Raw genomic sequence first — 24102 nt, forward strand, 5'->3', positions numbered from 1 at the left:
TGCGAGAATCTCGCCGCCAAATGAAAACCGGCTTTTGCTGGTTATCCATTCGACACCCCGGCATACCCTCCGAGGCCGCCGTTCAAAACAATGTCGTGAACAGCGAAGACCGCTAGTCTAGCACGAGTTTTTCCGCCCGCGCAACTCCTGTCATGGCGCTTTCATTAAACGTGCGGTGTTCGACCGCCGTGGCTTTGACGGCGGGGGCCGTCAGTGCAGGCGGGATTGAGTCGACAGTACTTCCTGCGCCACCTTGGCCGGCTCGTCACTCTCCAGGATGCGAGGCAGCGCGGCAGCCAGCCGCGGCACGTCCGCCCGAAGGATGCGTTGCTTGACCGAAGGAATCTGCGACGGGTGCATCGAGAAGCTGGTCAGCCCCATGCCCAACAGCAGATCGGTGAAGGCTGCATCGCCAGCCATCTCGCCGCACACGCTCACTTCTTTCCCGAGCGCCCGGGCCTGACCGATGGAGTTCGCGAGCAGATGCAGGACCGCGGGATGCCAAGGGTCGTAGAGATGAGCGACGGCCTCATCGGCACGGTCGATGGCCAGCGTGTACTGGATCAGGTCGTTGGTGCCGATCGACACGAAGTCCACGTGCTTGAGCAACTGGGGCAGCATGATCGCCGCAGCCGGAACTTCCACCATCACCCCGAGTTCGACCTCGCCATAGGCCTGGCCCACCTCGTCGAGCTGGGCTTTCACACGCTTGGCGGCCTCCTGGACCTGACGGATCTCCGCCAGGTGGGCGACCATCGGGATCAGCAGCTTCACCCTTCCGAAGGCGCTCGCGCGATAGATGGCGCGCAGCTGCTGCCGGAACATGCTGGGTTCCGCCAGGCTCCACCGGATGGCCCGGAGGCCCATGGCCGGATTGAGCACATGTTCGTGCCGGAGCTCGTTGACCGACATCCGGTCCAGCGGCTTGTCGGCACCGATGTCCACCGTCCGGATCGTCACCGGCAGACCGGCCATGGCTTCGACCGCACTCTTATAGGCAACGAACTGCTCCTCCTCGCTGGGCAGGTCGCCGTCGCGATTCATGAACAGGAACTCGCTGCGGAACAGACCGACGCCAGTCGCGCCGGACGCCAGCGCCGCCACCGTATCGCCGGGCAATTCGATATTGGCATGCAGCTCGATGCGCTGGCCGTCCATCGTGATCGCCGGCGTATGGCGCAGGCGGGCGAGGCGGGCATTCTCGAGTTCCGACTGCCGCTGCCGGAAACGGTACTCCTCCAGCACGATGGGCGAAGGGTTGACGATCACGGTCCCGGCGTCGCCATCGATGATGACCCAGTCGTCCTGGCGGATCAGTCGTGACGCTTCACGGGTCCCCACCACGGCGGGAATGGCCATGCTGCGCGCCACGATGGCGGTGTGCGACGTCTTCCCGCCGATGTCGGTGATGAAGCCCTGGAAGACGCTGCGCTTGAACTGGATCATGTCCGCCGGCGCGATGTCCGCCGCCACCAGCAGCAAGGGATCCTCCCCGGCGAAGTCCCGGGCCACCACCGCGGCCGGCCCGCCAGCGGGCGCATCGTCCAGTTCCGCCGCGAGTGCGGCGAGGATGCGTTCGACGACCTGCTCCAGGTCCGCCTTGCGCTCGCGCAGGTAGTCGTCTTCCATTTCGTCGAACTGGCGCGCCAGGACTTCCAGCTGCGCCGACAGCGCCCACTCGGCGTTGTAGTGCCGGTCGACGATCCAGTCGCGTGCCGTGTCGACGAGGGCCTCGTCATTCAGCAACAGCAGATGGACGTCCAGCAGTGCGTCGAGCTCGTGCGGCGCGTCCTCGGGCAACTCGGCCTTCAGGCCCTGCAGCTCGCGGGTGACCACATCGCGGCCCCTCACCAGGCGGGCGTACTCCTGCTCCGCGTCGGCGGCGGCGATGAAGTAATGCGCGACGTCGACGCGGCTGGAAGCGACCAGCACCGCGCGGCCGATCGCCACGCCGCGAGAAACGGGAATGCCGAAGACCTGAAAGCTCATGCGCCGACTTTAGCAGCGGGCTCCAAAGCCCGTGGCCACCCCCGCGACTGTCACGGTTCGTTCACTTGAGGGTCACGGACGCGTCACCCCGTCCGCTCAGCATCGCGGCCATCACTTCAGCGAGGCTTTGCCATGAGGGATCTGCCGCTGCCTACCCTGCCCTTCTCCGACCTGCGCCCCGCCGAAGCGCCTCGGAGGTCACTTCCAGCCAGCTCGCAAGATGCCGCTGTCGATGCTGCGCGCGCTCGCTTCCACGTGGGTTGGGCGCGCACGGAAGGCGAAGTCCGCCAGGCCCAGCGCCTGAGGTACAAGGTCTTCGTCGACGAGATGGGCGCCCGCCTGAGCGTGCCGGCCGGCGCACCCGCCGGACACGACATCGACCTCTTCGACCCCTTCTGCGAGCATCTGCTGGTGCGCACGCTCGACAAGCACGGACAGCCCGGCGAGGTCATCGGCACCTACCGCGTGCTGACGCCAGAAGCGGCACGCCGCGCCGGCGGCCTGTACAGCGAGACCGAATTCGACCTGACCCGCCTGCGCTCGCTGCGCCCGCGCATGGTCGAGCTGGGCCGCTCCTGCGTCCACCCGGACCACCGCACCGGTGGCGCGATCATGGCGCTGTGGGGGCTCTCACCGAATTCATGGTCCGCAACGACCTGGACACGATGATCGGCTGCGCCAGCATCAGCATGCGCGACGGCGGGCACTACGCCGCCAGCCTGTGGCGCCAGCTGGATGCCAGCCACATGGCCGACATCGCGTGGCAGGTGCGCCCGCGCCTGCCGTTGCCGGTCGACGAATTGCGCCAGGACCTGGTGGTCGAACCGCCGCCGCTGATCAAGGGCTACCTGCGGGTCGGCGCGCGCATCCTCGGCCGTCCGGCCTGGGATCCGGACTTCAACACGGCCGACCTGCCGATGATCATGCGCATCGCGGATCTGCCGGCGCGGTACCGGAAGCACTTCCTGGGCGGCTGAGCGCCCGTGGCGAAGCGCCCCCGCCGGTTGGTTACTGGCCTTCGCCGAACTTGTCGTTGACCAGCGCCGTGATCGCGTCGTGCGCGGGCTGCTCGTCCTCGCCGGAGGTCTCGAGCTCGACTTCCGCGCCGATGCCCGCGGCCAGCATCATGACGCCCATGATGCTCTTGGCATTCACGCGGCGGCCGTTGCGGGTCATGAAGACCTCCGCCTTGAATCCCCCCGCCAACTTCGTCAACTTCGCCGATGCCCGGGCATGCAGGCCCAGCTTGTTGCTGATGGTGAGGGTCGACTTGATCATGAGCAGGAAGATTGGGACGAGGAGTTGTGGGAGGCGCAGGGTGCCGTCGCGTCGCAGAGGATGCCCTGGGTGCCGCCCTGGCTGGCGCGCTGGACCAGCGCATCCAGGCCTTCGCCGGCATAGCACAGCGAGCGCCACAGCATCGGCACGTTGACGCCGGTCAGCACCTTCACCTGATCGCCCTGCAGACGCAGCGCGGCGTTCGTCGGCGTGGCACCGTAGACGTCGGTCAGCACCAGGGTCTGCTGGTGTCCGGAGGCGTTGATCAGCGCGCGCGCCTGCGACTCGACGTCGTCGGCGCTCATCTCCGGCGTCACGTCCAGCACCCTCAACTGCAAGGAGCAATGCGGGAACGTGTGCTCGGCCACCTGCTTCAGCGCGGTGGCCAGCGGGGCGTGAGCGATCAACAGCAGGCCGGACATGTCGATCATTATCGTGCGGCGCAGCATGATGCGGGCGTGGCTCGCACAAACCCTCAATCGTGGGGAGGATGCCCGCCCACCCGCGTCGCTCCGACTTACTTATTTATGGAGGGAGCTCCACCGAGCCCAGGAACACGTCCCAAGCCTCCGCATCCAGGCGTTCACCCTGCATCAGCAATTGATACAGCCGGCCACCGCGGGAGAACACCGCCTGCCGGACCTGCTGGCGAGGCTGGCCGGGACGGGCCTCGAAAGCCTGCTGGAAGGCTTCCGGGTCGCTCGTGATGCCGCGCACGCCCAACGGCGCGGAGGCCTGCGCGGCCATCTGCCGGGCGATCCCCTCGTGCATGCGATGCATCGCGGCCGAGGTCGCCCCGGCATCGCCCAGGTCGGTCCAGGTCAATGAGAACTGGGTGCCCCGGGCCTTGCAGCTCAGCGATCGCACGGCGACCTCCTGTCCGGACGGCCCCGGCTGCGCCCGCTCCTCCCGATCGGGTTTGCAGGGGAACATCAATTGCGCCTGAGCCCCTTCCGGGCTCACCTTGCGCCAGTTCAATGCCGGGCTGCAGCCGGTGGCCAGCACAAGCGCCAGCGGGAGGAGAGGGACAAGCCGGGTCGAGCGACGCATCGAACGATTATGGAGGGGCCACAATGGTCCGATGAGCGAAGCGAACTCCCCCACGCCCTCCGCCATGGCCCTGAAGGGCGTGCGCGTGCTGGATCTCTCCCGCGTGCTGGCCGGCCCGTGGTGCACGCAGACGCTGGCCGATCTCGGCGCCGATGTGATCAAGGTCGAGCGCCCCCGAAGGGCGGCCATCCCGGGGGGACGACACGCGCGGATGGGGACCGCCCTATCTGAAGGACCGGGACGGTCAGGACACCGCCGAGGCGGCCTACTACCTCGGCGCGAACCGCAACAAGCGGTCGGTCGCGATCGACATCGCCAGCCCGAGGGGTCAGGACTTGATACGGGAACTGGCGCGGCGCGCGGACGTGCTGGTCGAGAACTACAAGGTCGGCGACCTGACCCGCTATGGACTGGACGCTGCGGCGCTCCGTGAGATCAATCCCCGGCTGGTGTTCTGCTCGGTGACCGGCTTCGGCCAGACCGGCCCCTACCGGGATCGCGCCGGCTACGACTACGCGGTCCAGGGCCTGGGCGGCCTGATGAGCGTCACCGGCGAGGCCGACGCGCTGCCCGGCGGCGGGCCGCAGAAGGTGGGCGTGGCGGTGGCGGACCTCTTCACCGGCATGTACGCGACGGTCGCGATCCTCGCCGCGCTGCGTCACCGGGACGCGACCGGCCAGGGACAGGTCGTCGACATGGCCCTGCTGGACACGCAGGTCGCGATGCTGGCCAACCTCGGGGCCAACTACCTGACGACCGGCAAGGCGCCCCGCCGCATGGGCAACGCGCACCAGAACATCGTGCCGTACCAGGTCTTCCAGGCCAGCGACGGCCATCTGATCGTTGCGGTCGGCAACGACGGCCAGTTCGTCAAGTTCTGCGAGCTCCTGGGGCTGCCGGACCTCCCGCGCGACCCGCGCTACGCGACCAATTCGCAGCGGGTCCGGCACCGCGACGACCTGGTTCCGCTGCTGGCCGCGCGCGTTGCGGAAAGACCCAGACAACACTGGCTCGATGCGATGGAAGCGGCCAAGGTGCCGGGCGGCGCGATCAACGACCTGTCCGAAGTCTTCGACGACCCGCAGGTCCAGCACCGGGGGATGGTGGTGTCGATGGCCCATCCGCAGAGCGATGCGCTGCGGGTGGTCGCCAGTCCGATGAAGTTGTCCGAAACGCCCGTGGCCTACCGATTGCCCCCGCCGCTCATGGGTCAGCACACGGACGAGGTGCTTGCGGAACTCGGACACGGCCCTGACGCAATCGCCGCATGGCGCGAGGAAGGGGTCATTGCATGAGCAGCAAGGATGAGAAGCAAGGTCAGGAATCCACCGGCAAGGGCGTGAACATCGTGCTCGTGCACGGTGCGTGGCTCGGCGCCTGGGCATGGAAGCGCGTGCTCGGACCGCTGCGGGCGGCGGGACATCCGGTGTTTCCAGTGACCTTGAGCGGCGTCGGCGAACGCGCTCATCAACCGCACGGGAATATCCGCCTGCAGACGCACATCGACGACGTGAAGGCGGTCATCGAGTGCGAGGAACTGACCGATGTGCTGCTCGTCGGCCACAGCTACAGCGGCATGGTGATCACCGGTGTCGCGGACCAGATGCCGGACCGCATCGCGCGGCTGGTCTACCTGGATGCCGTCGTGCCGGAGCCGGGCGAATCCTGGTCCAGCCGCCACACGCCCGAGACGCAGGTCCAGCGCCGCGAGCTGATCTCGAAGTTCGGCCACCTGCCGGTGACCGAGCCGAATGGCATGGGGCTGAAGCCGGACGACTTCGACTGGATGATGCGCTGCCAGCGCCCACAGCCCGGCGGCGTCTACGACAGCCCGCTCGATTTCGACCAGGCCGCGTGGCTCAGGCGTCCGCGCACCTTCATCGATTGCAACCGTCCCGCGCTCCTCACGATCGCCGCGGCGCGCGAGCGCGCACGCAGCCAGCCCGGCTGGGAACTCTTCGAGATCCCGACGGGTCACCAGGTGATGGTGTCCGCGCCGAAGGCACTCACCGAACGTCTCCTCATGCTCGCAGAGCGCCAGGCCCGGGAGTCCTGACGGAGCGTCCGCAATCCGCCCCGAATCCCTGGGCAATCGTGAGCCATTTCACGCCATCCACCCAGGGGGGCGATTGCCCCCGAGTCACGGGATGGCCTGCCCCCGGACCGCGCGGAACCATGGCGCCTCCCCCGCCCCGGCATGCCGCCGGAGGCTTACAAGAACGAGAGAGCATGTCCCGCCCGCCCCCTTCCATTGCCGCGCCGCTGGCCGCCAATGACATGGCGCAGCCCCCGAGCGATTCGCAATGGGGCGACATCGTCCAGCAGCTCGGCGCCGAGATCGCCGGCCCGCTGAGCGCGGCGCTGGAGCGGATCCACACGCTGATCAGCACCGGCCAGATCGACCGCCAGGGCCTGCGGGCGCTGCGCGACTCGGTGGCGCAGGCGCGCGAGGCGGGCATGGTGAGTCAGCAACTGGCGCGGCTGGCATCGGGACGGCTGCGGCTGTCACGCGAGCGCGTGCCGCTGACGCAGGTGCTGCGCGGCGTGCTGGCGCAACGCAGCCGCGAGACCCAGGCGCGCGGCATCCAGATCCGGCAACTGCTGCAGCCGATCGAGGTGATCACCGACGCCTCGCTGCTGTTCTCGCTGCTGAACGCGGTGATGGACTGGGCGCTCGCCAGCACGCATTCCTCGCTGGAGATGCGGCTGGACCTGACACCGTGGCCGGCCAAGGCGCGGCTGATGTGCCGCTTCGCCCACCGCTCGCTGGACCTGGGCAGCGCCCCGTCGGCGGCGATCAACGCGCCGCCGGAATCGCTGAACTCGCTGCACTGGCGTCTGATCGAGCAGACCGCGCTGACTCTCGGCGCGCTGCCGCTGCGCGAGGACGAGGCCGGCATCACGATGCTGACGCTGGAGTTCCCGCAGGTGGCCGGCGACGAGCCCGCGATTCCGCAGGAACTCCCGCCCCCGGCACGGCCGGAACGGCCGGAACGGCCCGAGCCGGACGACCCGACGCCGTCGCACAACTCCAAGCCGCTGGCGGGCTGCCACCTGCTGATCGTCTCGCCGCGCCGCGAGGTGCGCCAGGAGATCCAGAACGCCGTGCGCCACATGGGCCTGATCATCGACGCCGTCGCCTCGATGGACGAGGCGCTGCAGTTCTGCGAGGAAGGTCTGCCGCACGGCATCGCCTTCGAGCAGTCGATGCGCGACGCCGACTTCGACCGCCTGCGCGCCGACATCACCGGCGAGGTGCCCAGCTTCAGCTTCATCGAAGTGCTGGACGGCGAGCAGCAGACGCAGCTGTCCACGGCCACCGCGGACCACATGGCGCGGATCTCGCGCCAGAACCTCCAGGACGCGCTGCCGTCGGTGCTGCTGTTCGAACTGTCCAAGGCGCTCTGACGCCCCTGGACGTCGATCCGGCCCACCTGGGACGCCTCGGCCGGGGGCCCTGACAGGCTCCTGACTTAAGCCCCACCAAAGTGATGGGCGAACAGCCCCGGGCATACACTCCGGCCCCATGAAACTGCCTCGCTGGTCCGGACTCCTGCTGCTGGTCGCCGCCGTCGGTATCGGCGCCGGCCTCGCCTATGAGGGCTTGAAGCCCGAACCTGCCCCGCAGGTGAGCTACGTGCTGCTCGACGGCTCGAAGCACGCCTCCGTGCAGGCGTGGCCGGGCAAGGTGATGCTGGTCAACTTCTGGGCGACCTCCTGCACCACCTGCGTCAAGGAAATGCCGCAGGTGATCGCGACGCACCAGAAGTACAAGGACAAGGGCTTCGACACGCTGGCCGTCGCCATGAGCTACGACCCGCCAGCCTACGTCGCCAACTACGCCGAAACCCGCAACCTGCCCTTCGGCGTCGCGATGGACAGCACCGGCGAGATCGCGCGCAGCTTCGGCAAGGTGCAGCTCACGCCGACGACCTTCCTGATCAACAAGCGCGGCGAGATCGTCAAGCGCTTCGTCGGCGAGCCCGACTTCGCGGCACTGCACGGCACCATCGAGAAGCTGCTCGCCGAAAGCTGAGCCGCGCAGGCCCCCGGACGATGCCGCTTTCGAGCGGCATTTTTCATGGCGAGGCCGTCCCTCGATCGGGCGCCGGGCCCCTGCGCGAGCCACTCGCGAACCCCTTGCAGGCCCCTCGGCTACGCGGGTTAGCCCCGACGCTTTGCGATTCTTTTCCTCGGGTACACCAGCCTGCTGTCGCCAGATACTAGGGTAGCGACATAGCAAGCATCGCCCGCCCGAATGAACACGAACAAGAACCTGCCCGGCGCGCCGGGGACTGTCATTGCCCCCTCTCCAGCGCATCGACACGCCGGCGACAACGGGGACGGGCGACGCCCTGGATCCTCGGCGTGGTCGTGCTGGCCGTCGCGGCCGGCGGCTGGTGGTGGTGGAAGGGCCGGAGCGCTGAAGGCGCGGCGGGCGGTCCCGCGTCGGCGGCGAGCGGTCCGGCGGGGGCCGGCGGTCCGGGTGGCGGCGGTGCCGGTCGAGGCGGACGCTTCGCCGCCAACCGCGTGCAGCCCGTGTCGGTGATGCCCGCGCGACTCCAGGACATCCGCCACACCGCGGCCGCGATCGGCACGATCAGCGCCTCCAACACCGCCGTCGTGCGCGCGCAGGTCAGCGGCGTGCTGCAGCAGATCCACTTCACCGAAGGTCAGCAGGTCAAGGCCGGCCAGACGCTCGCGCAGATCGATCCGCGCGCCTTCCAGGCCGCGCTCGGCCAGGCCGAGGGCCAGCTCGCCCGCGACAAGGCCACGCTGGACAACGCCCGCATCGACCTGACGCGCTACCAGGACCTGCTCGCCAAGGACGCGATCGCGCGCCAGCAGGTCGACACGCAGCAGGCCACGGTCAACCAGCTCACCGGCACGGTCAAGGCCGACCAGGCCGCCGTCGACAGCGCGCGGCTGCAGGTCACCTACAGCCGGGTGCAGGCACCGATCTCGGGCCGCGTCGGCTTGAAACAGGCGGACATCGGCAACGTCGTCCAGACCGGCGACACCAACGGCATCGTCAGCATCACGCAGACGCACCCGATCGCGCTGACCTTCGCGGTGCCGTCGGCGCTGCTGCCGCAGGTCACTGCCGGGTTGAAGGGCAAGACCGCGATGACCGTCGAAGCCTGGAGCCGCGACGGCAAGACGCGCCTGGCCACGGGCAAGCTCGCCACCGCGGACAACGCGATCGACATCGCCACCGACACGATCAAGCTGAAAGCGCTGTTCCCGAACGACGACGACGCGCTCTATCCCAACCAGTCGGTCAGCGTGAAGCTGCAGCTCGCGACCGAGCAGAACCGCCTGGCCGTGCCGGCCGCGGCGGTGCTGCGCGGCTCGCAGGGCTTCTACGTCTATGTCGTGGGCGCGGACAACGCCGTCTCCACGCGCGTCGTGCAGACCGGCGCGGTCGACGGCGACTGGATGGCCGTGGACGGCAAGATCGAACCGGGCGACCGCGTCGTCATCGACGGCGTCGACCGGCTGCGCGAAGGCGCAAAGGTCGAGGTCATCGCCGCCGATCCGAAGCAGCGCGCCGGTGCCAACGCGGCCCCGCGTCGCGGCCGTGGCGCGAGCGCGCCGGGCGGTGCCGCCTCCGGCGCCTGGGGCGAAGGTCGACGGGCCTCCGGCGCATCGGCGCCGCAAGGCGCCGCGAGCGGCTCCGGGAATCCGGCCGACGCCGCGCTGCGCGCACCGACCGCGGAAGCGCGCAACGACGCCGCACAAGCCGGCGGCGAACGTCCGGCCTGGCTGGACCGCCTGCCGCCCGATGTCCAAGAGAAGGTCATGAAGATGAGCCCCGCCGAGCGGGAAGCCTGGATCGCCGAGCGCCGCGCGAAGCGGGCGGCGGCCTCGGGCGGCGGCAACTGATCGCCGAGGGCAACAGGGCATGGCCATGAACCCGTCCCGTCCCTTCATCGAGCGGCCGGTCGCGACCTCGCTGCTGATGCTGGCCATCCTGCTGGCCGGCCTGCTGGCCTACCGGCTGCTGCCGCTGTCGGCGCTGCCGGAGGTCGATTACCCGACCATCCAGGTCACGACGCTCTACCCGGGCGCGAGCCCCGACGTCATCTCGACCACGGTCACCGCGCCGCTGGAGCGGCAGTTCGGCCAGATGCCGGGCCTGAGCCAGATGACCTCGTCGAGTTCGGGCGGCGCCTCGGTGATCACGCTGCGCTTCTCGCTGGGCCTGTCGCTCGACGTCGCCGAGCAGGAAGTGCAGGCCGCGATCAACGCCGGCAGCAACCTGCTGCCCAGCGACCTGCCGATGCCGCCGGTCTACAGCAAGGTCAATCCGGCCGACGCGCCGGTGATGACGATCGCGGTGACCTCGCCCTCGCTGCCGGTGATCAAGGTCCACGACCTGGTCGAGAACCGCCTCGCGCCCAAGCTGTCGCAGGTGGACGGCGTGGGCCTGGTCAGCATCGCCGGCGGGCGGCGTCCCGCCGTGCGCATCCAGGCGAACCCGCGCGCGCTGGCGGCGCTGGGCATGTCCCTGGACGACGTGCGCAGCGCCATCGCGTCGGCCAACGTCAACCAGGCCAAGGGCAGCTTCGACGGCTCGCAACGCGCGTCGACGATCGACGCCAATGACCAGCTGCGTTCCGCCGCCGAGTACCAGAACCTGATCATTGCCTGGAAGAACGGCAACCCGCTGCGCTTGAGCGACGTCGCGGAGATCGTCGACGACGCCGAGAACCTGCGCCTGGCGGCCTGGGCCGACACCACGCCCGGCGTGATCCTGAACGTGCAGCGCCAGCCCGGCGCGAACGTGATCCAGACCGTCGACCGCGTGAAGGCGCTGCTGCCCAAGCTGCAGGGCACGCTGCCGGCGTCCGTCGACGTGCAGATCCTCTCCGACCGCACGACGACCATCCGCGCCTCGGTCGACGACACCGAGATCGAGCTGCTGCTCGCGATCGTGCTGGTCGTCGCGGTGATCTTCCTGTTCCTGCGCAGCGGCAGCGCCACGCTGATCCCGAGCGTCGCGGTGCCGCTGTCGCTGATCGGCACCTTCGGCGTGATGTACCTGGCCGGCTTCTCGATCAACAACCTGACGCTGATGGCGCTGACCATCTCGACCGGCTTCGTCGTCGACGACGCGATCGTGATGATCGAGAACATCGCTCGCTACGTCGAGGAAGGCGATTCGCCGATGGAGGCGGCCATCAAGGGCTCGAAGCAGATCGGCTTCACCATCATCTCGCTGACGGTCTCGCTGATCGCGGTGCTGATCCCGCTGCTGTTCATGGGCGACGTCGTCGGCCGGCTGTTCCACGAGTTCGCGATCACGCTGGCGGTGTCCATCCTGATCTCGGCCTTCGTCTCGCTGACGCTGACGCCGATGATGAGCGCGCGGCTGCTCAAGCCCGAGGTGGAGCAGAAGCACTCGCGCCTGGGCACCTGGTTCGGCGAGAAGTTCGAGGCCATGATCCAGGCCTACGGCCGCGGCCTGGACTGGGTGCTGGACCGCCCGGTGCTGACGCTGCTGGGCTTCTTCGCGACGCTGGCGTTGACCGCGCTGCTGTACGTCGTCGTGCCCAAGGGCTTCTTCCCGGTGCAGGACACGGGCCTGCTGCAGGTCATCACCGAGGCGACGCAGAGCACCTCCTTCGACGCGATGAGCGAGCGCCAGCAGAAGCTCGCCGAGGTCTTCCTGAAGGATCCCGACGTCGACCACATCGCGTCCTTCATCGGCGTCGACGGCGCCAACGCGTCGCTGAACACCGGCCGCATGCAGATCACGCTGAAGCCCTTCGCGTCGCGTCACGCGTCGGCGACGGAGATCATCGCGCGGCTGGGCGACGCGAACCGGCAGGTGCCGGGCATCACCGCCTACATGCAACCGGTGCAGGACCTGACGATCGAGGACCGTGTGTCCAAGACGCAGTACCAGTTCCTGCTGAGCTCGCCGGACACCGGCGACCTGCAGAAGGCCAACGACCAGTTGCTGGAGCGGCTCAAGGCGCTGCCGCAGCTGGCCGATGTCGCCAGCGATCTGCAGAACCAGGGCCTGCAGGCCTGGGTGCAGATCGACCGCGAGGCGGCGGGCCGGCTCGGCGTGACGATCGCGGCGATCGACACCGCGCTCTACAACGCCTTCGGCCAGCGCCTGATTTCGACGATCTACACGCAGTCCAGCCAGTACCGCGTCGTGCTCGAAGCGGCACCCGAGTTCCGCAGCGGCCCGCGCGCGCTCGAAGGGCTGTACGTGCCCGGCAGCACGACGACGACCGGCGCCACCGGCTCGTCGTCGACGACCTCGGTGCAGGTGCCGTTGAACTCGGTCGCGCAGATCGTCGAACGCCCCGCGGCGCTGGCGATCAACCACGTTGCGCAATTCCCGGCGGCGACGATCTCGTTCAACCTGCCGCCGGGCGTGGCGCTCGGCGACGCGGTGAAGGCCATCAAGGCCGAACAGGCCAACCTCGATTTGCCCATCAGCGTCGAGACCAGCTTCCAGGGCGCGGCGGAGGCGTTCAGCAACTCGCTGTCGAGCACGCTGTTCCTGATCCTGGCGGCGGTGGTCACGATGTACATCGTGCTGGGCGTGCTCTACGAGAGCTACATCCACCCGGTCACCATCCTGTCGACGCTGCCCTCGGCCGGCGTCGGCGCGCTGCTGGCGCTGCTGCTCGGCGGACTGGACCTCGGGATCATCGCGATCATCGGCATCGTGCTGCTGATCGGCATCGTCAAGAAGAACGCGATCATGATGATCGACTTCGCGCTCGAGGCCGAGCGCGAACAGGGGCTCGAGCCGCGCGCCGCGATCCACCAGGCCTCGCTGCTGCGCTTCCGTCCGATCCTGATGACGACGATGGCCGCGCTGCTGGGCGCGCTGCCGCTGATGCTGGGCACCGGCGTCGGCCATGAGCTGCGGCACCCGCTGGGCGTGACGATGGTCGGCGGCCTGATCGTGAGCCAGCTGCTGACGCTGTTCACGACGCCGGTGATCTACCTCGGCTTCGCACGCATGGCGCAGCGCTGGCGCGAGCGCCGCGGCGTGAAGCGCGAGACGCGCGCCGCCGAGGAACGCCGTGGTCCCGACGCACCGCAGATCGCCGATCCTGCCGGCCCCATCGGTCCGGTCGGCCCGATCGCCCCCGCCGGACCGGCCGGCTCGACGGGCCCTGGCGGAGACCTGCGATGAACATTTCGGCGCCGTTCATCGCGAGGCCGGTCGCGACGACGCTGATCACGATCGGCATCGCGCTGGCGGGGATGCTCGGCTATCACTTCCTGCCGATCGCACCGCTGCCGCAGGTGGACTTCCCGACGATCTCGGTGTCCGCCTCGCTGCCGGGCGCGAGCCCGGACACCATGGCCGCGACAGTGGCGACGCCGCTGGAGCGCGCGCTCGGCAGCATCGCCGGCGTCACCGAGATCACCTCGCGCTCCGCGCTCGGATCGAGCAACGTCACGTTGCAGTTCGACCTGAGCCGCGACATCGACGGCGCCGCGCGCGACGTGCAGGCCGCGATCAACGCGGCGCGCACGCTGCTGCCGACCGGCATGCCGAGCAACCCGACCTACCGCAAGGTCAACCCGGCCGACGCGCCGATCATGATCCTGGCGCTGACCTCGCAGACGCTGACGCGCGGCCAGATGTACGACACCGCCTCCACGGTGCTGGCTCAGCGGCTGGCGCAGGTCGGCGGCGTCGGGCAGGTCAACGTCGGCGGCGGCGCGCTGCCGGCGGTGCGGGTCGAGCTCAACCCGGACAAGCTGGCGGCCAACGGCATCTCGCTGGACCAGGTGCGCCAGGCCATCACCAACACCAACGCCAACCGGCCCAAGGGCGCGGTCGAGGAGTCCGGCCGCTACTGGCAGGTCGGCGCAAACGACCAGGCGCGCACGGCCTCCGAGTACGCGCCGGTGGTGCTGTCCTACCGCGACGGCGCCGCGCTGCGGCTGCGCGACGTGGCGGACGTGAGCGACTCGGTCCAGGATGTGCGCAACTACGGCGCGTCCAACGGCCAGCCGGCGATCCTGCTGTTCATCCAGAAGGAGCCGGGCGCCAACATCATCGAGACGGTCCAGCACGTGCGCGAGCTGCTGCCGCGCCTGCAGGCCTCGATCCCGCCGGCGATCGACCTCAAGGTCATCAGCGACCGCACGCCGACCATCCGCGCCTCGCTGGACGAGGTGCAGCGCGCGATGGCGATCGCCGTCGGGCTGGTCATCCTGGTGGTGCTGCTGTTCCTGCGGAGCTGGCGCGCCACGCTGCTGCCCGCGGTGGCCGTGCCGGTGTCGCTGGCCGGCACCTTCGGCGTGATGTACCTGTGCGGCTACAGCCTGGACAACCTGTCGGCGATGGCGCTGACGGTGGCCACCGGCTTCGTCGTCGACGACGCGATCGTCGTGCTGGAGAACATCACCCGCTACATCGAGCAGGGTCTCGAACCCGTCGAGGCCGCGCTGCGCGGCGCGCGCGAGATCGGCTTCACGGTGATCTCCATCAGCCTGTCGCTGGTCGCGGTGTTCATCCCCATCCTGCTGATGGGCGGCGTCGTCGGGCGGCTGTTCCGCGAATTCGCGGTCGTGCTGTCGGCCTCCATCCTGGTGTCGATGATCGTCTCGCTGACGACGACGCCGATGATGGCCTCGCGCGTGCTCAAGCCCCGCAAAGAACCCGAGCCCAGCGCCGCGAAGAAGCGCAAGGGCTGGTTCGCGCGCGCGGCGGGACGCTTCAACCGCGGACTGGCGCGCGGCTACCGGCGCTCGCTGATGTGGACGCTGCGGCACCAGCCGGTGGCGCTGCTGTCGCTCGTCGCGGTGGTCGCGCTGAACGTGCACCTCTACGGCGCGATCCCCAAGACCTTCTTCCCGCAGCAGGACACCGGCGTGCTGATCGGCGGCGTGCAGGCGGACCAGGGCAGTTCCTTCGAGATGATGCGCAAGCGGGTCGACCGCTTCATGGAGATCATCCTGTCCGACCCGGCGGTGGAGAACGTCAACGGCAATACCGGCGGCGGCCAGCGCAACGGCGCCAACTTCTACATCACGCTCAAGCCGTTGAAGGAGCGCAAGGTCTCGGCCGACCAGGTCGTGAACCGGCTGCGCGACAAGATGGCGCACGAGCCCGGCGCCAACCTGTTCCTGGTGCCGGTGCAGGACATCCGCATCGGCGGCCGGCAGGCCAACGCGCAGTACCAGTTCACGCTGCAGGCGGACGACCTCGACGTCCTGCGCGAATGGGAGCCGCGCGTGCGCAACGCGCTGTCGCAGCTGCCGGATCTGACCGACGTCAACACCGACCAGCAGGACAAGGGCGTGCAGACCTCGCTGGTCATCGATCGCGACGCGGCGGCTCGGCTAGGCGTGACGGTCAGTACCATCGACACGACGCTGAACAACGCCTTCGGCCAGCGCCAGGTCGGCGTCATCTACAACCCGCTGAACCAGTACCGCGTGGTGATGGAGCTGGCGCCGCAATACCTGCAGGGGCCGGAGACGCTGCGCAAGCTCTACGTCACGAGCAGCTCCGGCGCGCAGGTCCCGCTGTCGGCCTTCAGCCGCGTCGAGACGACCAACACGCCGCTGTCGGTGAACCACCAGAGCGGCTCGCCGGCGTCGACGATCAGCTTCAACCTGCCCGAAGGCGTCTCGCTGTCGCAGGCCACGGACGCGATCAACAACGCGATGTCGGAGCTCGGCGTGCCGGTGTCGGTGCGAGGCACCTTCGCCGGTACCGCCAACGCCTTCCAGGACGCGCTGAAGTCGCAGCCCATCCTGATCGGCGCGGCCATCATCGCGATCTACCTGGTGCTGGGCATGCTCTACGAGAGCCTGGTCCATCCGGTGACCATCCTCTCCACGCTGCCGTCGGCGGGCGTGGGCGCGCTGCTGGCGCTGATGATGTTCAACACGGAGTTCTCCATCATCGCGTTGATCGGCGTGATCCTGCTGATCGGCATCGTCAAGAAGAACGCGATCATGATGATCGACTTCGCCATCGCGCGGCAGCGCACGACGGCCCACCTGACGGCGGGCGCGGCGATCTTCCGCGCCGCCAAGCTGCGGCTGCGTCCGATCCTGATGACGACCTTCGCCGCGATCTTCGGCGCGGTGCCGCTCGCGCTGGGCAGCGGAGACGGCGCCGAGCTGCGCAAACCGCTGGGCATCGCGATCGTCGGCGGGCTGATCCTGAGCCAGGTGCTCACGCTATACACGACCCCGGTCGTGTTCGTGACGATGGAGCGGCTGCGCCAGCGCGTGATGAAGCGCCGCGCGGCCAGGCGCGCCGCGAAGGCGGCCAAGGCCGGCGGCAGGTCAGACGCCACGTCACCGATGAATCCCGAGCCGCCCGCGGCGCCGACCCTGCAAGGCTGAAACATGCAGACAGACATGCGCACAGACATGCAGACCCCGATGATGAAGAACGCCTCCCCCGTCTCCGCCGCACGTTCGCGCACGGCGCTCAACACCATCGCGATGGCATCGGCGATGACGGCGCTGATCGCCGTGATGAGCGGTTGCGCTGTGACCCGAGTCGATCCGCCCGCGCCGGTCGCCGCGCCGGCGCAGTTCAAGGAAGACGCGCTCTGGAAGCAGGCGCGCCCCGCCGCCGCCGAGCCGGTGCCAGAGCAGTGGTGGACGCTGTTCGACGACCCGGTCCTCAACGACCTGCAGCATCGCCTGGTGATCGGCAACGAGAACCTGAAGGCGGCGGTCGCGCAGGTGGAAGGCGCCCGCGCCGCGCTGGAAGCGAGCCGCTCGGCCTTCTTCCCCACGCTGTCCGCCGGCTTCTCCGGCACGCGCAGCAAGAGTCCGGACGGCAACGTCACCAACGGCTCGATCAACCGCGGACCGACCAACAGCGTGCAGGCCTCGCTGAACGCGAGCTGGGAGCCGGACCTCTGGGGCCGACTGCGTCTCGCGAGCGAGCGCGCGAACGCTTCGCTGCAGGCCAGCGCCGACGATCTCGCCGCGGCGCGCCTGAGCGCCCAGGCGACGCTGGCGCAGACCTACTTCTCGCTGCGGACGGCGGAGGCGCAGGAAGCGCTGTACGACCGCAGCGTTAAGTCGTATCAGCGCTTCCTCGACCTGACGCAGGCGCGCTACCAGAGCGGCGTCGCCGCCCGCAGCGACGTGCTGCAGGCGCAGACGCAGCTTCGTTCGGCGGAAGCGCAGTTGCTGGAGACGCGTTCCACGCGCGGCCAGCTGGAGCACGCGATCGCGGTGCTGCTGGGACTGCCGCCGTCGGCGCTCGATCTGACGAAGAGCGCGACCTTGCCGAAGCCGCCGGCGGTGCCCGAGATGCTGCCCTCGCAGTTGCTCGAGCGCCGGCCCGACATCGCTGCCGCGCAGCGGCGCGTGGCGGCGGCGTACTCGCAGATCGGTGTGGCCGACGCGGCGTACTTCCCGTCCTTGACCCTGTCCGGCAGCGCGGGTTATCGCAACAGCACGCTGTCGAACCTGCTGTCGGCACCCAACCTCTTCTGGTCGCTGGGCCCGTCGCTGGCGCAGGCGATCTTCGACGGCGGCCAGCGCAAGCTGGCGAGCGCGCAGGCGCGCACCAGCGCCGAAGTCGCGACCTCGACCTATCGCCAGACGGTGCTGACCGCGCTGCAGGAGGTCGAGGACAACCTGATCCTCACCGATCACCTGCGTGAGGAAGCGCGCCTGCAGCAGGAGGCGCTCGACGCCGCGCAGCGCAACCTCGAACTCGTGACGGACCAGTACCGCGCGGGCACGGTGTCCTTCCTGGACGTCACGACCGCGCAGAACAGCGCCTTCAACGCGGAAGCTTCGCTGCTCTCAGTGCGCAACCGCCAGCTGGCGGCGATCAACCTGCTGCTGAAGAACGTGGCGGGGCGCTGGGCTCCGGCCTGAACCGGGACGTCAAAGGCCCGCGACCAGCGGGTCTCACTGGGGCCGGAATGATGCGAGGGGGTCCAGGAGGGAGCCCCTCGCGTCGTGGAGAGCCCGCGCTCAACGTCCCGCAGGTGGCGTCCCGCCTTGCGCCACCGGCCGGCGCGGCGCCAGCAGCGTCGACAGCGAATCCTGCGTGCCTTCGATGCGTTCCAGCGCCGGATAACGTAGGCCCTGGGAGGCGTCGACCGTCACGGTCTCCTGCTTCCCGTCGACCAGGATGCCCAGCCGCAGGCTGCCCTGCTTGGCGGCGGCGGCGATCGCGGCCGTGAGGCGTTCCGCGCTGTAGGGCTCGTCGTTGACGGTCTTCAACCGTGTGCCAGGCACGATGCCCGCTCGGAAGGCCAGGCCGTTCCACGTCGCCGCCTTCACCCGTCCGTCCTTCGTCACCGTCATGCCCGCCGACCACGTCAGGTCGAGCACGCCTTCGCTGGCCTCGTAGAGGCGGAAGAACTCGGTCGGCGTATCGCGAAACACCAGGCGCCAGCCGTGCCCGGCGAGACCGTCGAGCACGCCGTCGTCATCATGGGCATCGAGCTTCCTGCGAAGCGTTCCCGCCCACGGTCCGGGGCAGACGCGGGCTAGCGTCGCGGCGACGTCGGCTTCCGAATAAGGCCGTTGCCGCTCGCCCGGCTTCTGGTCCGCCGCGCTGAAGAAGCGCGTGGCGAAGTCGTCCAGGCCCCGGGCGCCGTGGCTGCATTGGCGCAGGCGCGCATCGATGTCGAGCCAGAACAGCACGCCCTCGATGTAGTAGTCCTCGCGCCGTTGCCAGTCGCGCCAGTACGCGGTCCCGTCCTGGATCAGCGGATCGTTGGCGCTGTCTGCGAGCGATTTCCACTGGCGGCCCGCGCGATGCTGGACGATGGCCGCATCCAGCGCGATGGCGCCTAGCGTCTGCTCGACGGTGCGCAGTCCCGAACGCGCCGCGACGACGCGCGACCAGAACTCCGTCTGGCCTTCGTAGACCCACAGCAGCGTACCGGTGAACGGCTCGTTCGGCGTGGACACGGCCATGTCCGCCGGCACGCGCCACAGGCCGTTCCACGCATGGATGAGCTCGTGCGGAATGACGTCGATGACGGAGGTCGACTCCGCCGGCTCGGAGAACAGATTCGCGGGAAGCACGACCTCGCCCGAGTCGGCGTGCTCGATGCCGCCGGGACCGGGCAGGCGGTCATCGAGCGCGATCAGGTAGTCGTAGCGCTTGAACGGCGGCACGCCGAAGACCGCTTCCGTCTCGCGTTGGACCGCCTGCATCCTGGTGTCGAAGCGGTCGACGTTCTTGACCACCTCGGCATCCGCGGCCAGCCAGTTCGCGCGCACGGGGCGCACGCCGGCGGTGATCTCACGCGTCACCACGTGGCGAGACGAGAACACCGGCGAATCGATGAGTCGATCGAGCGACACCGGCTCGAAGCGGATCCGGTCGCCGTCAGGCACGCTGGACAAGGCGGTCGCCGGCACCATCCCTGCGGGCAGCTTGATCGTCGCCTGCACCGGCAGGTCGCTGGCCTTCCAGCCCGACGGGTACATCAGCATCCGGTTCCAGTAGACCCCGACGAAGCCATCGACGATCGTCGCCGAGGGATCACGGCTGAGCGGCGCCAGATATTGGAAGCTCAGGTCGAGCGCTTGCGCACCCGCCGGGACGACGATGCGGAAGGCGTGGACCCGCGCCGGATCGCGCCGCCACGGCAGCGTCTTGCCGTCGGCCTTGATGACCAGACCCGCCAGGCGGTGCGCGGAAATCGAGGGCGCGTGGCTCCCCGTCTCCCACTGCGGATAGAGCAGCGTCATCTCGCCCGCGCGCTGCACGGGGATGCGCTGCTGGATCGTCACGATCCGACGGCGCGTGTCGGTGGCATCGACGTCGAGCGTCATGACCCCGCGGAAGGCGGCGCCGGCTTGCGCGGCTGCGGGGCGAGCCTTCGATTGCGGATCACGAGGCGCCTGCGCGGACGCCGGAAAGACCGACATCCACGCCAGCAGCATCGCGCCGGCCAATGCGCGCTTCGGCGCGCTCGAGATCTTGTGCATGGGAAGCGGAAGGCGCGATGCGCGCGAGGCCGGATGAAGAAGCGCCGTTTGTAGAGGCCGCCCGACGCCTCAACGAAAGTCATGCACCGGGTCGAGGGACCATGCAAGACGGCCCCGAAGGGCCGTCTGTCGCTTCATCGATCGCTCAGGCGATCAGGCGGTCAGGCCGCCGACGCCTTCTCCGCTTCCACCTTCTCCAGCGCGGCATGCGCCTGCTGGTCCGCGTGGTAGCTGGAGCGCACCATCGCGCCGACGGCTGCGTGCGTGAAGCCCATCTTGTAGGCCTCTTCCTCGAACATCTTGAAGGTGTCCGGGTGCACGTAGCGGCGCACCGGCAGGTGGTGGCCCGACGGCGCCAGGTATTGCCCGATCGTCAGCATGTCGATGTTGTGCTCGCGCATGTCGCGCATGACCTGGAGGATCTCCTCGTCGGTCTCGCCCAGGCCGACCATGATGCCGCTCTTGGTCGGCACGCCCGGCACCGCTTCCTTGAAGCGCTTCAGCAGGTTCAGGCTGAACTGGTAGTCCGAACCCGGTCGCGCCTCCTTGTACAGACGCGGCGCGGTTTCCAGGTTGTGGTTCATCACGTCCGGCGGCGCGGCCTTCAGGATGTCCAGCGCGCGGTCCATGCGGCCGCGGAAGTCCGGCACCAGCACCTCGATCTGCGTGCGCGGGCTCAGTTCCCGCACCTTGCGGATGCATTCGGCGAAATGGCCGGCACCGCCGTCGCGCAGGTCGTCGCGGTCCACGCTGGTGATCACCACGTAGTTCAGCTTCAGCGCCGCGATCGTCTTGGCCAGGTTCAGCGGCTCGTCCACGTCCAGCGGATCAGGACGGCCGTGGCCGACGTCGCAGAACGGGCAGCGCCGCGTGCACTTGTCGCCCATGATCATGAAGGTCGCCGTGCCCTTGCCGAAGCACTCGCCGATGTTGGGGCAGGACGCTTCCTCGCAGACCGTGTGCAGCTTGTGCTCGCGCAGGATCTGCTTGATCTCGTAGAACCGCGTCGATGGCGAACCGGCCTTCACCCGGATCCAGTCCGGCTTCTTCAGCTGTTCCGCCGGAATGATCTTGATCGGGATCCGCGCCGTCTTGGCTTGCGCCTTCTGCTTGGCGGTCGCGTCGTAGTCGGACGCGCTCTTGGCTTCGTGGGTGACGTTCTCGGTTGCCATCAGGCGTTCTCTCGGTTGCCGTGTGCCGGGCCTCAGGGTTGGAGCTGCGCGGCGAGCCGCTCTCCGAACCGCTGGGCCACCGTGGCCCAGTCCGTGAAAACCCCGAGTGTACCGAGGTCCACCGTCCGGAGCCCTGCGTATCCGCACGGATGGATGCCCAGGAAGGGCTTCAGGTCCATCGCGACATTCAGCGCGACGCCGTGGTACGTGCAGTGCCGGCTGATCTTGATCCCCAGCGCCGCGACCTTGCCCAGGCCGCGGAACGGATCCGCCAGATCGGCCGGCCCGGTCAGGGCGGCATGCGCCCCGGGATCGTCCAGCCGCACGTAGATGCCGGGCGCGCCGGTCACCCGGTGGCCCGTCACGCCGACGCCGTCCAGCGTCTGGATCACGGCTGTCTCCAGGCGGAAGACGTATTCCTTGACGAAGATCCCCAGCCGCTTCAGGTCCACCAGCGGATAGGCAACCACCTGCCCGGGGCCGTGATACGTCACCTGCCCGCCGCGGTTGGTCTGCACCACGGGGATGCCCTGCGGGTCCAGGACGTTGTCGGCCTGACCGGCCAGGCCTTGGGTGTAGACGGGGTCGAATTCGCAGAGCCATAGCTCGTCCGGCGTCTCCGGACCGCGCGTCTCGGTGAAGGCACGCATCGCGTCCAGCGTGGCCGCATAGTCGACGCGGCCCAGGGTCTTGATCAGCATGCCGGCATGCTAGCCGCGATGGCCCTAGCATCGCCGGCATCGGGACATTCAGGAGCCGCGCCATGCCGCGTCACATCACGGCCCTCGCCGCCGCAGCGGTCTGCTGCCTTGCGCTGCAAGGCGGCCCTGCCGTCGCCGCCGGCGTCACGCTGGAGCAGGCGCTCGCCACGTACGAAGGCGGCGACCTTCGCGCTGCGGAGAAGCAGTTCCGCGCGCTGTCGCAGCAGGGCCTCGCACTCGGCGACTACAACCTCGCGATGATGCATCTGCGCGCCGAGGTGCCCAAGCCTGATCCCAAGCTCGCCCGCCAGTTGCTGCTGCGCGCGGCCGGTCGCGGCCTCGTGCGCGCCGAGCTGGCGCTGGGCCAGTTCCACGAGCAGGGCGAGGATGGCCAGCGCGACCTGGTCCAGGCCCAGGCCTGGTACCTGAAGGCGGCGGAGCATGGCAGCGTCGATGCGCAGGTGGCCGTGGCCACGGCGTTCTACCTCGGCCGTGGCGCGGGAAAGGACTTCCCGCAGGCGGCGCAGTGGTACCGCGAAGCGGCCAAGGGCGGGGACGTCGGTGCGCAGTACCTGATCGCGTCGATGTACGAGTCGGGCTTGGGCGTCGATCGCGACCTGCGCCTGGCGCGCTACTGGTACGACATCGCCGCACGCAACGGCGACGAGGCCGCGCCGTACAAGCTCAAGGCCGTCGACGCGGCGCTCGCGGCCGACGCAGGATCCGTGTGATCCGGCCAGCTCGGACCTGACACGGTCCGAACGCGCCTGGTTTACAGGACGACCTTGACCATCGGGTGGGTGGTCAGCGTGCGATAGAGCTCGTCGAGCTGCTCGCGGCTGGTGGCGGTGACGGTGATCGTCACGCCCAGGTACTTGCCGCCCGAGCTCGGGCGGGTCTCCACCGTCGACGCGTCGAAGGCCGGATCGAACTGCTGCGCGACGCTGACAATCGCCTCGACGAAGCCCTCCACCTGCGCGCCCATCACCTTGATGGGGAACTGCGACGGGTACTCGATGAGCGACTGCTCGGGCGGGATCGGGGCGTTGTTGAAGCTGGTCATGATGGGAAATTCAAATGGAGCCGGTCAGCGGCTTTGCAAGACCTTGGCCCGCTGGTAGGCCTCGTGGAGTTTCGCGTACACCGGGCCCGGCTTGCCGCGCAGCGCGCCGTGGCCGACCTGTTCGTGATCGAGCCGGGTAACCGGAGCGACCTCCTTGCTCGCGGACGTCAGCAGGATTTCGTCCGCGGTGCTCAGCTCGGTCTCCGCGATCGGGCGCAGGTTGCAGGCGATGCCGAGTTCCTCGCAGAGCTCCTTGAGCAGCCGAACGCGGATGCCCTCGAGCAGCGCCTCGCCCGGTGGCGGCGTCAGCAGCGCGCCGTCGCGGACGATCCACACGTTGCTGCTGGAGCCCTCGGTCAGGTAGCCGTCGCGGATCAGCACGGTCTCGTCGGCGCCCTGATCGGCGGCGGCCTGGCGCGCCAGCACGTTGCCCAGCAGCGAGATGCTCTTGATGTCGCCGCGCTGCCAGCGGAAATCGCGTGCCGTCACGCAGCTCAAGCCTTGATGGCGCTGCTCCGGCGTCAACGCGAGCAACGGCTGCGTGTACGCGAGCACCGTCGGCTCCAGGTCCTTGGGCATCGCATGGCCGCGCGCCGCGACGCCACGCGTGACCTGCAGGTAGATCATCTGATCCTCGACCTCCGGCAAGTGCGCCACCAGGCTGTGGAACAGGTCCAGCCAGGCTTCGCGCTCGTAGGGATCCTCGATGCGCAGCGCCTTCAGGCTGCGACCGAGCCGGTCGAGGTGATCGTCGACGCGGAACAGCCGGCCCGCGTAGACGGGGATCGACTCGTAGACGCCGTCGCCGAAGAGGAACCCCCGGTCCATCACCGGCACACGGGCATCACCGAGCTGGCCCAGGTGGCCGTTCAGATAGCAGGGAAGATCGGCCCAAGGCATGGTCATCGGTGGCTCCCGC

17 protein-coding genes and 2 pseudogenes are annotated in these 24102 nt (G+C 69.0%); 10 read left to right on the plus strand and 9 right to left on the minus strand.

Annotated features, from left to right (window positions below):
* Nucleotides 1–210 precede the first annotated feature (210 nt).
* On the minus strand, nucleotides 211–1989 hold the full coding sequence (gene ptsP / locus ACQ859_RS29695; protein ID WP_431263990.1) for a phosphoenolpyruvate--protein phosphotransferase: 1779 nt from the start codon (nucleotides 1987–1989) through the stop codon (nucleotides 211–213).
* Between the two features lie 132 nt (nucleotides 1990–2121).
* Here ptsP and ACQ859_RS29700 point away from each other — a divergent pair.
* Nucleotides 2122–2966, plus strand: a pseudogene (locus tag ACQ859_RS29700) (GNAT family N-acetyltransferase).
* Between the two features lie 31 nt (nucleotides 2967–2997).
* On the opposite strand, the gene ACQ859_RS29705 reads toward ACQ859_RS29700, so the two are convergent.
* The 3 genes from ACQ859_RS29705 to ACQ859_RS29715 form a co-directional block, all read right to left on the minus strand.
* Complete coding sequence (locus ACQ859_RS29705; protein WP_067281479.1) at nucleotides 2998–3267, minus strand: HPr family phosphocarrier protein; 270 nt, start codon at nucleotides 3265–3267, stop codon at nucleotides 2998–3000.
* Nucleotides 3264–3689 (minus strand): PTS sugar transporter subunit IIA, encoded by a 426-nt coding sequence (locus ACQ859_RS29710; protein WP_431263991.1) that lies wholly within the window; start codon nucleotides 3687–3689, stop codon nucleotides 3264–3266. The genes ACQ859_RS29705 and ACQ859_RS29710 overlap by 4 nt, the downstream gene beginning before the upstream one ends.
* 103 nt (nucleotides 3690–3792) lie before the next feature.
* On the minus strand, nucleotides 3793–4134 hold the full coding sequence (locus tag ACQ859_RS29715; protein WP_431263992.1) for a hypothetical protein: 342 nt from the start codon (nucleotides 4132–4134) through the stop codon (nucleotides 3793–3795).
* Between the two features lie 214 nt (nucleotides 4135–4348).
* Between ACQ859_RS29715 and ACQ859_RS29720 the strand changes: the two are divergent.
* The 8 genes and pseudogenes from ACQ859_RS29720 to ACQ859_RS29755 all read left to right on the plus strand — a co-directional run bounded on the left by ACQ859_RS29720 (nucleotide 4349) and on the right by ACQ859_RS29755 (nucleotide 18171).
* Nucleotides 4349–5612: pseudogene (locus ACQ859_RS29720) on the plus strand (CaiB/BaiF CoA transferase family protein).
* Complete coding sequence (locus tag ACQ859_RS29725; protein ID WP_431263993.1) at nucleotides 5609–6373, plus strand: alpha/beta fold hydrolase; 765 nt, start codon at nucleotides 5609–5611, stop codon at nucleotides 6371–6373. Before ACQ859_RS29720 ends, ACQ859_RS29725 begins: the two are co-directional and overlap by 4 nt.
* 173 nt (nucleotides 6374–6546) lie before the next feature.
* The gene (locus ACQ859_RS29730) at nucleotides 6547–7725 is read left to right on the plus strand and encodes a hypothetical protein (RefSeq protein WP_431263994.1); all 1179 of its coding nucleotides are present in this window, start codon (nucleotides 6547–6549) and stop codon (nucleotides 7723–7725) included.
* A gap of 118 nt (nucleotides 7726–7843) precedes the next feature.
* Nucleotides 7844–8353 (plus strand): TlpA disulfide reductase family protein, encoded by a 510-nt coding sequence (locus ACQ859_RS29735; protein ID WP_431263995.1) that lies wholly within the window; start codon nucleotides 7844–7846, stop codon nucleotides 8351–8353.
* Nucleotides 8354–8562: 209 nt separating this feature from the next.
* Nucleotides 8563–10203: an MdtA/MuxA family multidrug efflux RND transporter periplasmic adaptor subunit gene (locus ACQ859_RS29740; protein WP_431266693.1), complete on the plus strand. Its 1641-nt coding sequence runs from the start codon at nucleotides 8563–8565 to the stop codon at nucleotides 10201–10203.
* A 25-nt stretch (nucleotides 10204–10228) separates the two neighbouring features.
* Nucleotides 10229–13486, plus strand: a complete 3258-nt coding sequence (locus tag ACQ859_RS29745; RefSeq protein ID WP_431263996.1) for an MdtB/MuxB family multidrug efflux RND transporter permease subunit — start codon at nucleotides 10229–10231, stop codon at nucleotides 13484–13486.
* Nucleotides 13483–16668, plus strand: a complete 3186-nt coding sequence (locus ACQ859_RS29750) for a multidrug efflux RND transporter permease subunit (RefSeq protein ID WP_431263997.1) — start codon at nucleotides 13483–13485, stop codon at nucleotides 16666–16668. The genes ACQ859_RS29745 and ACQ859_RS29750 overlap by 4 nt, the downstream gene beginning before the upstream one ends.
* A 15-nt stretch (nucleotides 16669–16683) precedes the next feature.
* The gene (locus ACQ859_RS29755) at nucleotides 16684–18171 is read left to right on the plus strand and encodes an efflux transporter outer membrane subunit (protein WP_431263998.1); all 1488 of its coding nucleotides are present in this window, start codon (nucleotides 16684–16686) and stop codon (nucleotides 18169–18171) included.
* A gap of 99 nt (nucleotides 18172–18270) precedes the next feature.
* On the opposite strand, the gene ACQ859_RS29760 is transcribed toward ACQ859_RS29755, so the two are convergent.
* The 3 genes from ACQ859_RS29760 to lipB all read right to left on the minus strand — a co-directional run bounded on the left by ACQ859_RS29760 (nucleotide 18271) and on the right by lipB (nucleotide 22120).
* Nucleotides 18271–20247: a hypothetical protein gene (locus tag ACQ859_RS29760; protein WP_431263999.1), complete on the minus strand. Its 1977-nt coding sequence runs from the start codon at nucleotides 20245–20247 to the stop codon at nucleotides 18271–18273.
* Between the two features lie 161 nt (nucleotides 20248–20408).
* On the minus strand, nucleotides 20409–21419 hold the full coding sequence (lipA, locus tag ACQ859_RS29765; protein ID WP_331616281.1) for a lipoyl synthase: 1011 nt from the start codon (nucleotides 21417–21419) through the stop codon (nucleotides 20409–20411).
* Between the two features lie 32 nt (nucleotides 21420–21451).
* The gene (gene lipB, locus ACQ859_RS29770) at nucleotides 21452–22120 is read right to left on the minus strand and encodes a lipoyl(octanoyl) transferase LipB (protein ID WP_431264000.1); all 669 of its coding nucleotides are present in this window, start codon (nucleotides 22118–22120) and stop codon (nucleotides 21452–21454) included.
* A gap of 62 nt (nucleotides 22121–22182) precedes the next feature.
* Here lipB and ACQ859_RS29775 point away from each other — a divergent pair, with 62 nt between their 5' ends.
* Nucleotides 22183–22851, plus strand: a complete 669-nt coding sequence (locus ACQ859_RS29775; RefSeq protein WP_431264001.1) for a tetratricopeptide repeat protein — start codon at nucleotides 22183–22185, stop codon at nucleotides 22849–22851.
* 41 nt (nucleotides 22852–22892) lie between these two features.
* On the opposite strand, the gene ACQ859_RS29780 is transcribed toward ACQ859_RS29775, so the two are convergent.
* Nucleotides 22893–23183, minus strand: coding sequence for a DUF493 family protein (locus tag ACQ859_RS29780; RefSeq protein ID WP_431264002.1), 291 nt, complete (start codon nucleotides 23181–23183; stop codon nucleotides 22893–22895).
* 24 nt (nucleotides 23184–23207) lie between these two features.
* Nucleotides 23208–24089 carry a D-amino acid aminotransferase gene (locus ACQ859_RS29785; RefSeq protein WP_431264003.1) on the minus strand — a complete coding sequence of 294 codons (882 nt, stop codon included), beginning with the start codon at nucleotides 24087–24089 and terminating at the stop codon, nucleotides 23208–23210.
* Nucleotides 24090–24102: the final 13 nt, after the last annotated feature.

It is taken from the genome of Roseateles chitinivorans, from assembly GCF_050632235.1.
GTDB classification, from domain to species: domain Bacteria; phylum Pseudomonadota; class Gammaproteobacteria; order Burkholderiales; family Burkholderiaceae_C; genus Roseateles; species Roseateles chitinivorans_A.

Bases quoted from the DNA above. Each gene is read 5' to 3' on its own strand.
- ACQ859_RS29730 (WP_431263994.1), top strand. From the start codon at position 6,547: ATGTCCCGCCCGCCCCCTTCCATTGCCGCGCCGCTGGCCGCCAATGAC.
- ACQ859_RS29750 (WP_431263997.1), top strand. From the start codon at position 13,483: ATGAACATTTCGGCGCCGTTCATCGCGAGGCCGGTCGCGACGACGCTG.
- ACQ859_RS29755 (WP_431263998.1), top strand. From the start codon at position 16,684: ATGCGCACAGACATGCAGACCCCGATGATGAAGAACGCCTCCCCCGTC.
- ACQ859_RS29745 (WP_431263996.1), top strand. From the start codon at position 10,229: ATGAACCCGTCCCGTCCCTTCATCGAGCGGCCGGTCGCGACCTCGCTG.
- ACQ859_RS29785 (WP_431264003.1), bottom strand. From the start codon at position 24,089: ATGACCATGCCTTGGGCCGATCTTCCCTGCTATCTGAACGGCCACCTG.
- ACQ859_RS29705 (WP_067281479.1), bottom strand. From the start codon at position 3,267: ATGATCAAGTCGACCCTCACCATCAGCAACAAGCTGGGCCTGCATGCC.
- ACQ859_RS29775 (WP_431264001.1), top strand. From the start codon at position 22,183: ATGCCGCGTCACATCACGGCCCTCGCCGCCGCAGCGGTCTGCTGCCTT.
- ACQ859_RS29710 (WP_431263991.1), bottom strand. From the start codon at position 3,689: ATGTCCGGCCTGCTGTTGATCGCTCACGCCCCGCTGGCCACCGCGCTG.
- ACQ859_RS29780 (WP_431264002.1), bottom strand. From the start codon at position 23,183: ATGACCAGCTTCAACAACGCCCCGATCCCGCCCGAGCAGTCGCTCATC.
- ACQ859_RS29725 (WP_431263993.1), top strand. From the start codon at position 5,609: ATGAGCAGCAAGGATGAGAAGCAAGGTCAGGAATCCACCGGCAAGGGC.
- lipB (WP_431264000.1), bottom strand. From the start codon at position 22,120: ATGCTGATCAAGACCCTGGGCCGCGTCGACTATGCGGCCACGCTGGAC.
- lipA (WP_331616281.1), bottom strand. From the start codon at position 21,419: ATGGCAACCGAGAACGTCACCCACGAAGCCAAGAGCGCGTCCGACTAC.
- ACQ859_RS29735 (WP_431263995.1), top strand. From the start codon at position 7,844: ATGAAACTGCCTCGCTGGTCCGGACTCCTGCTGCTGGTCGCCGCCGTC.
- ptsP (WP_431263990.1), bottom strand. From the start codon at position 1,989: ATGAGCTTTCAGGTCTTCGGCATTCCCGTTTCTCGCGGCGTGGCGATC.
- ACQ859_RS29760 (WP_431263999.1), bottom strand. From the start codon at position 20,247: ATGCACAAGATCTCGAGCGCGCCGAAGCGCGCATTGGCCGGCGCGATG.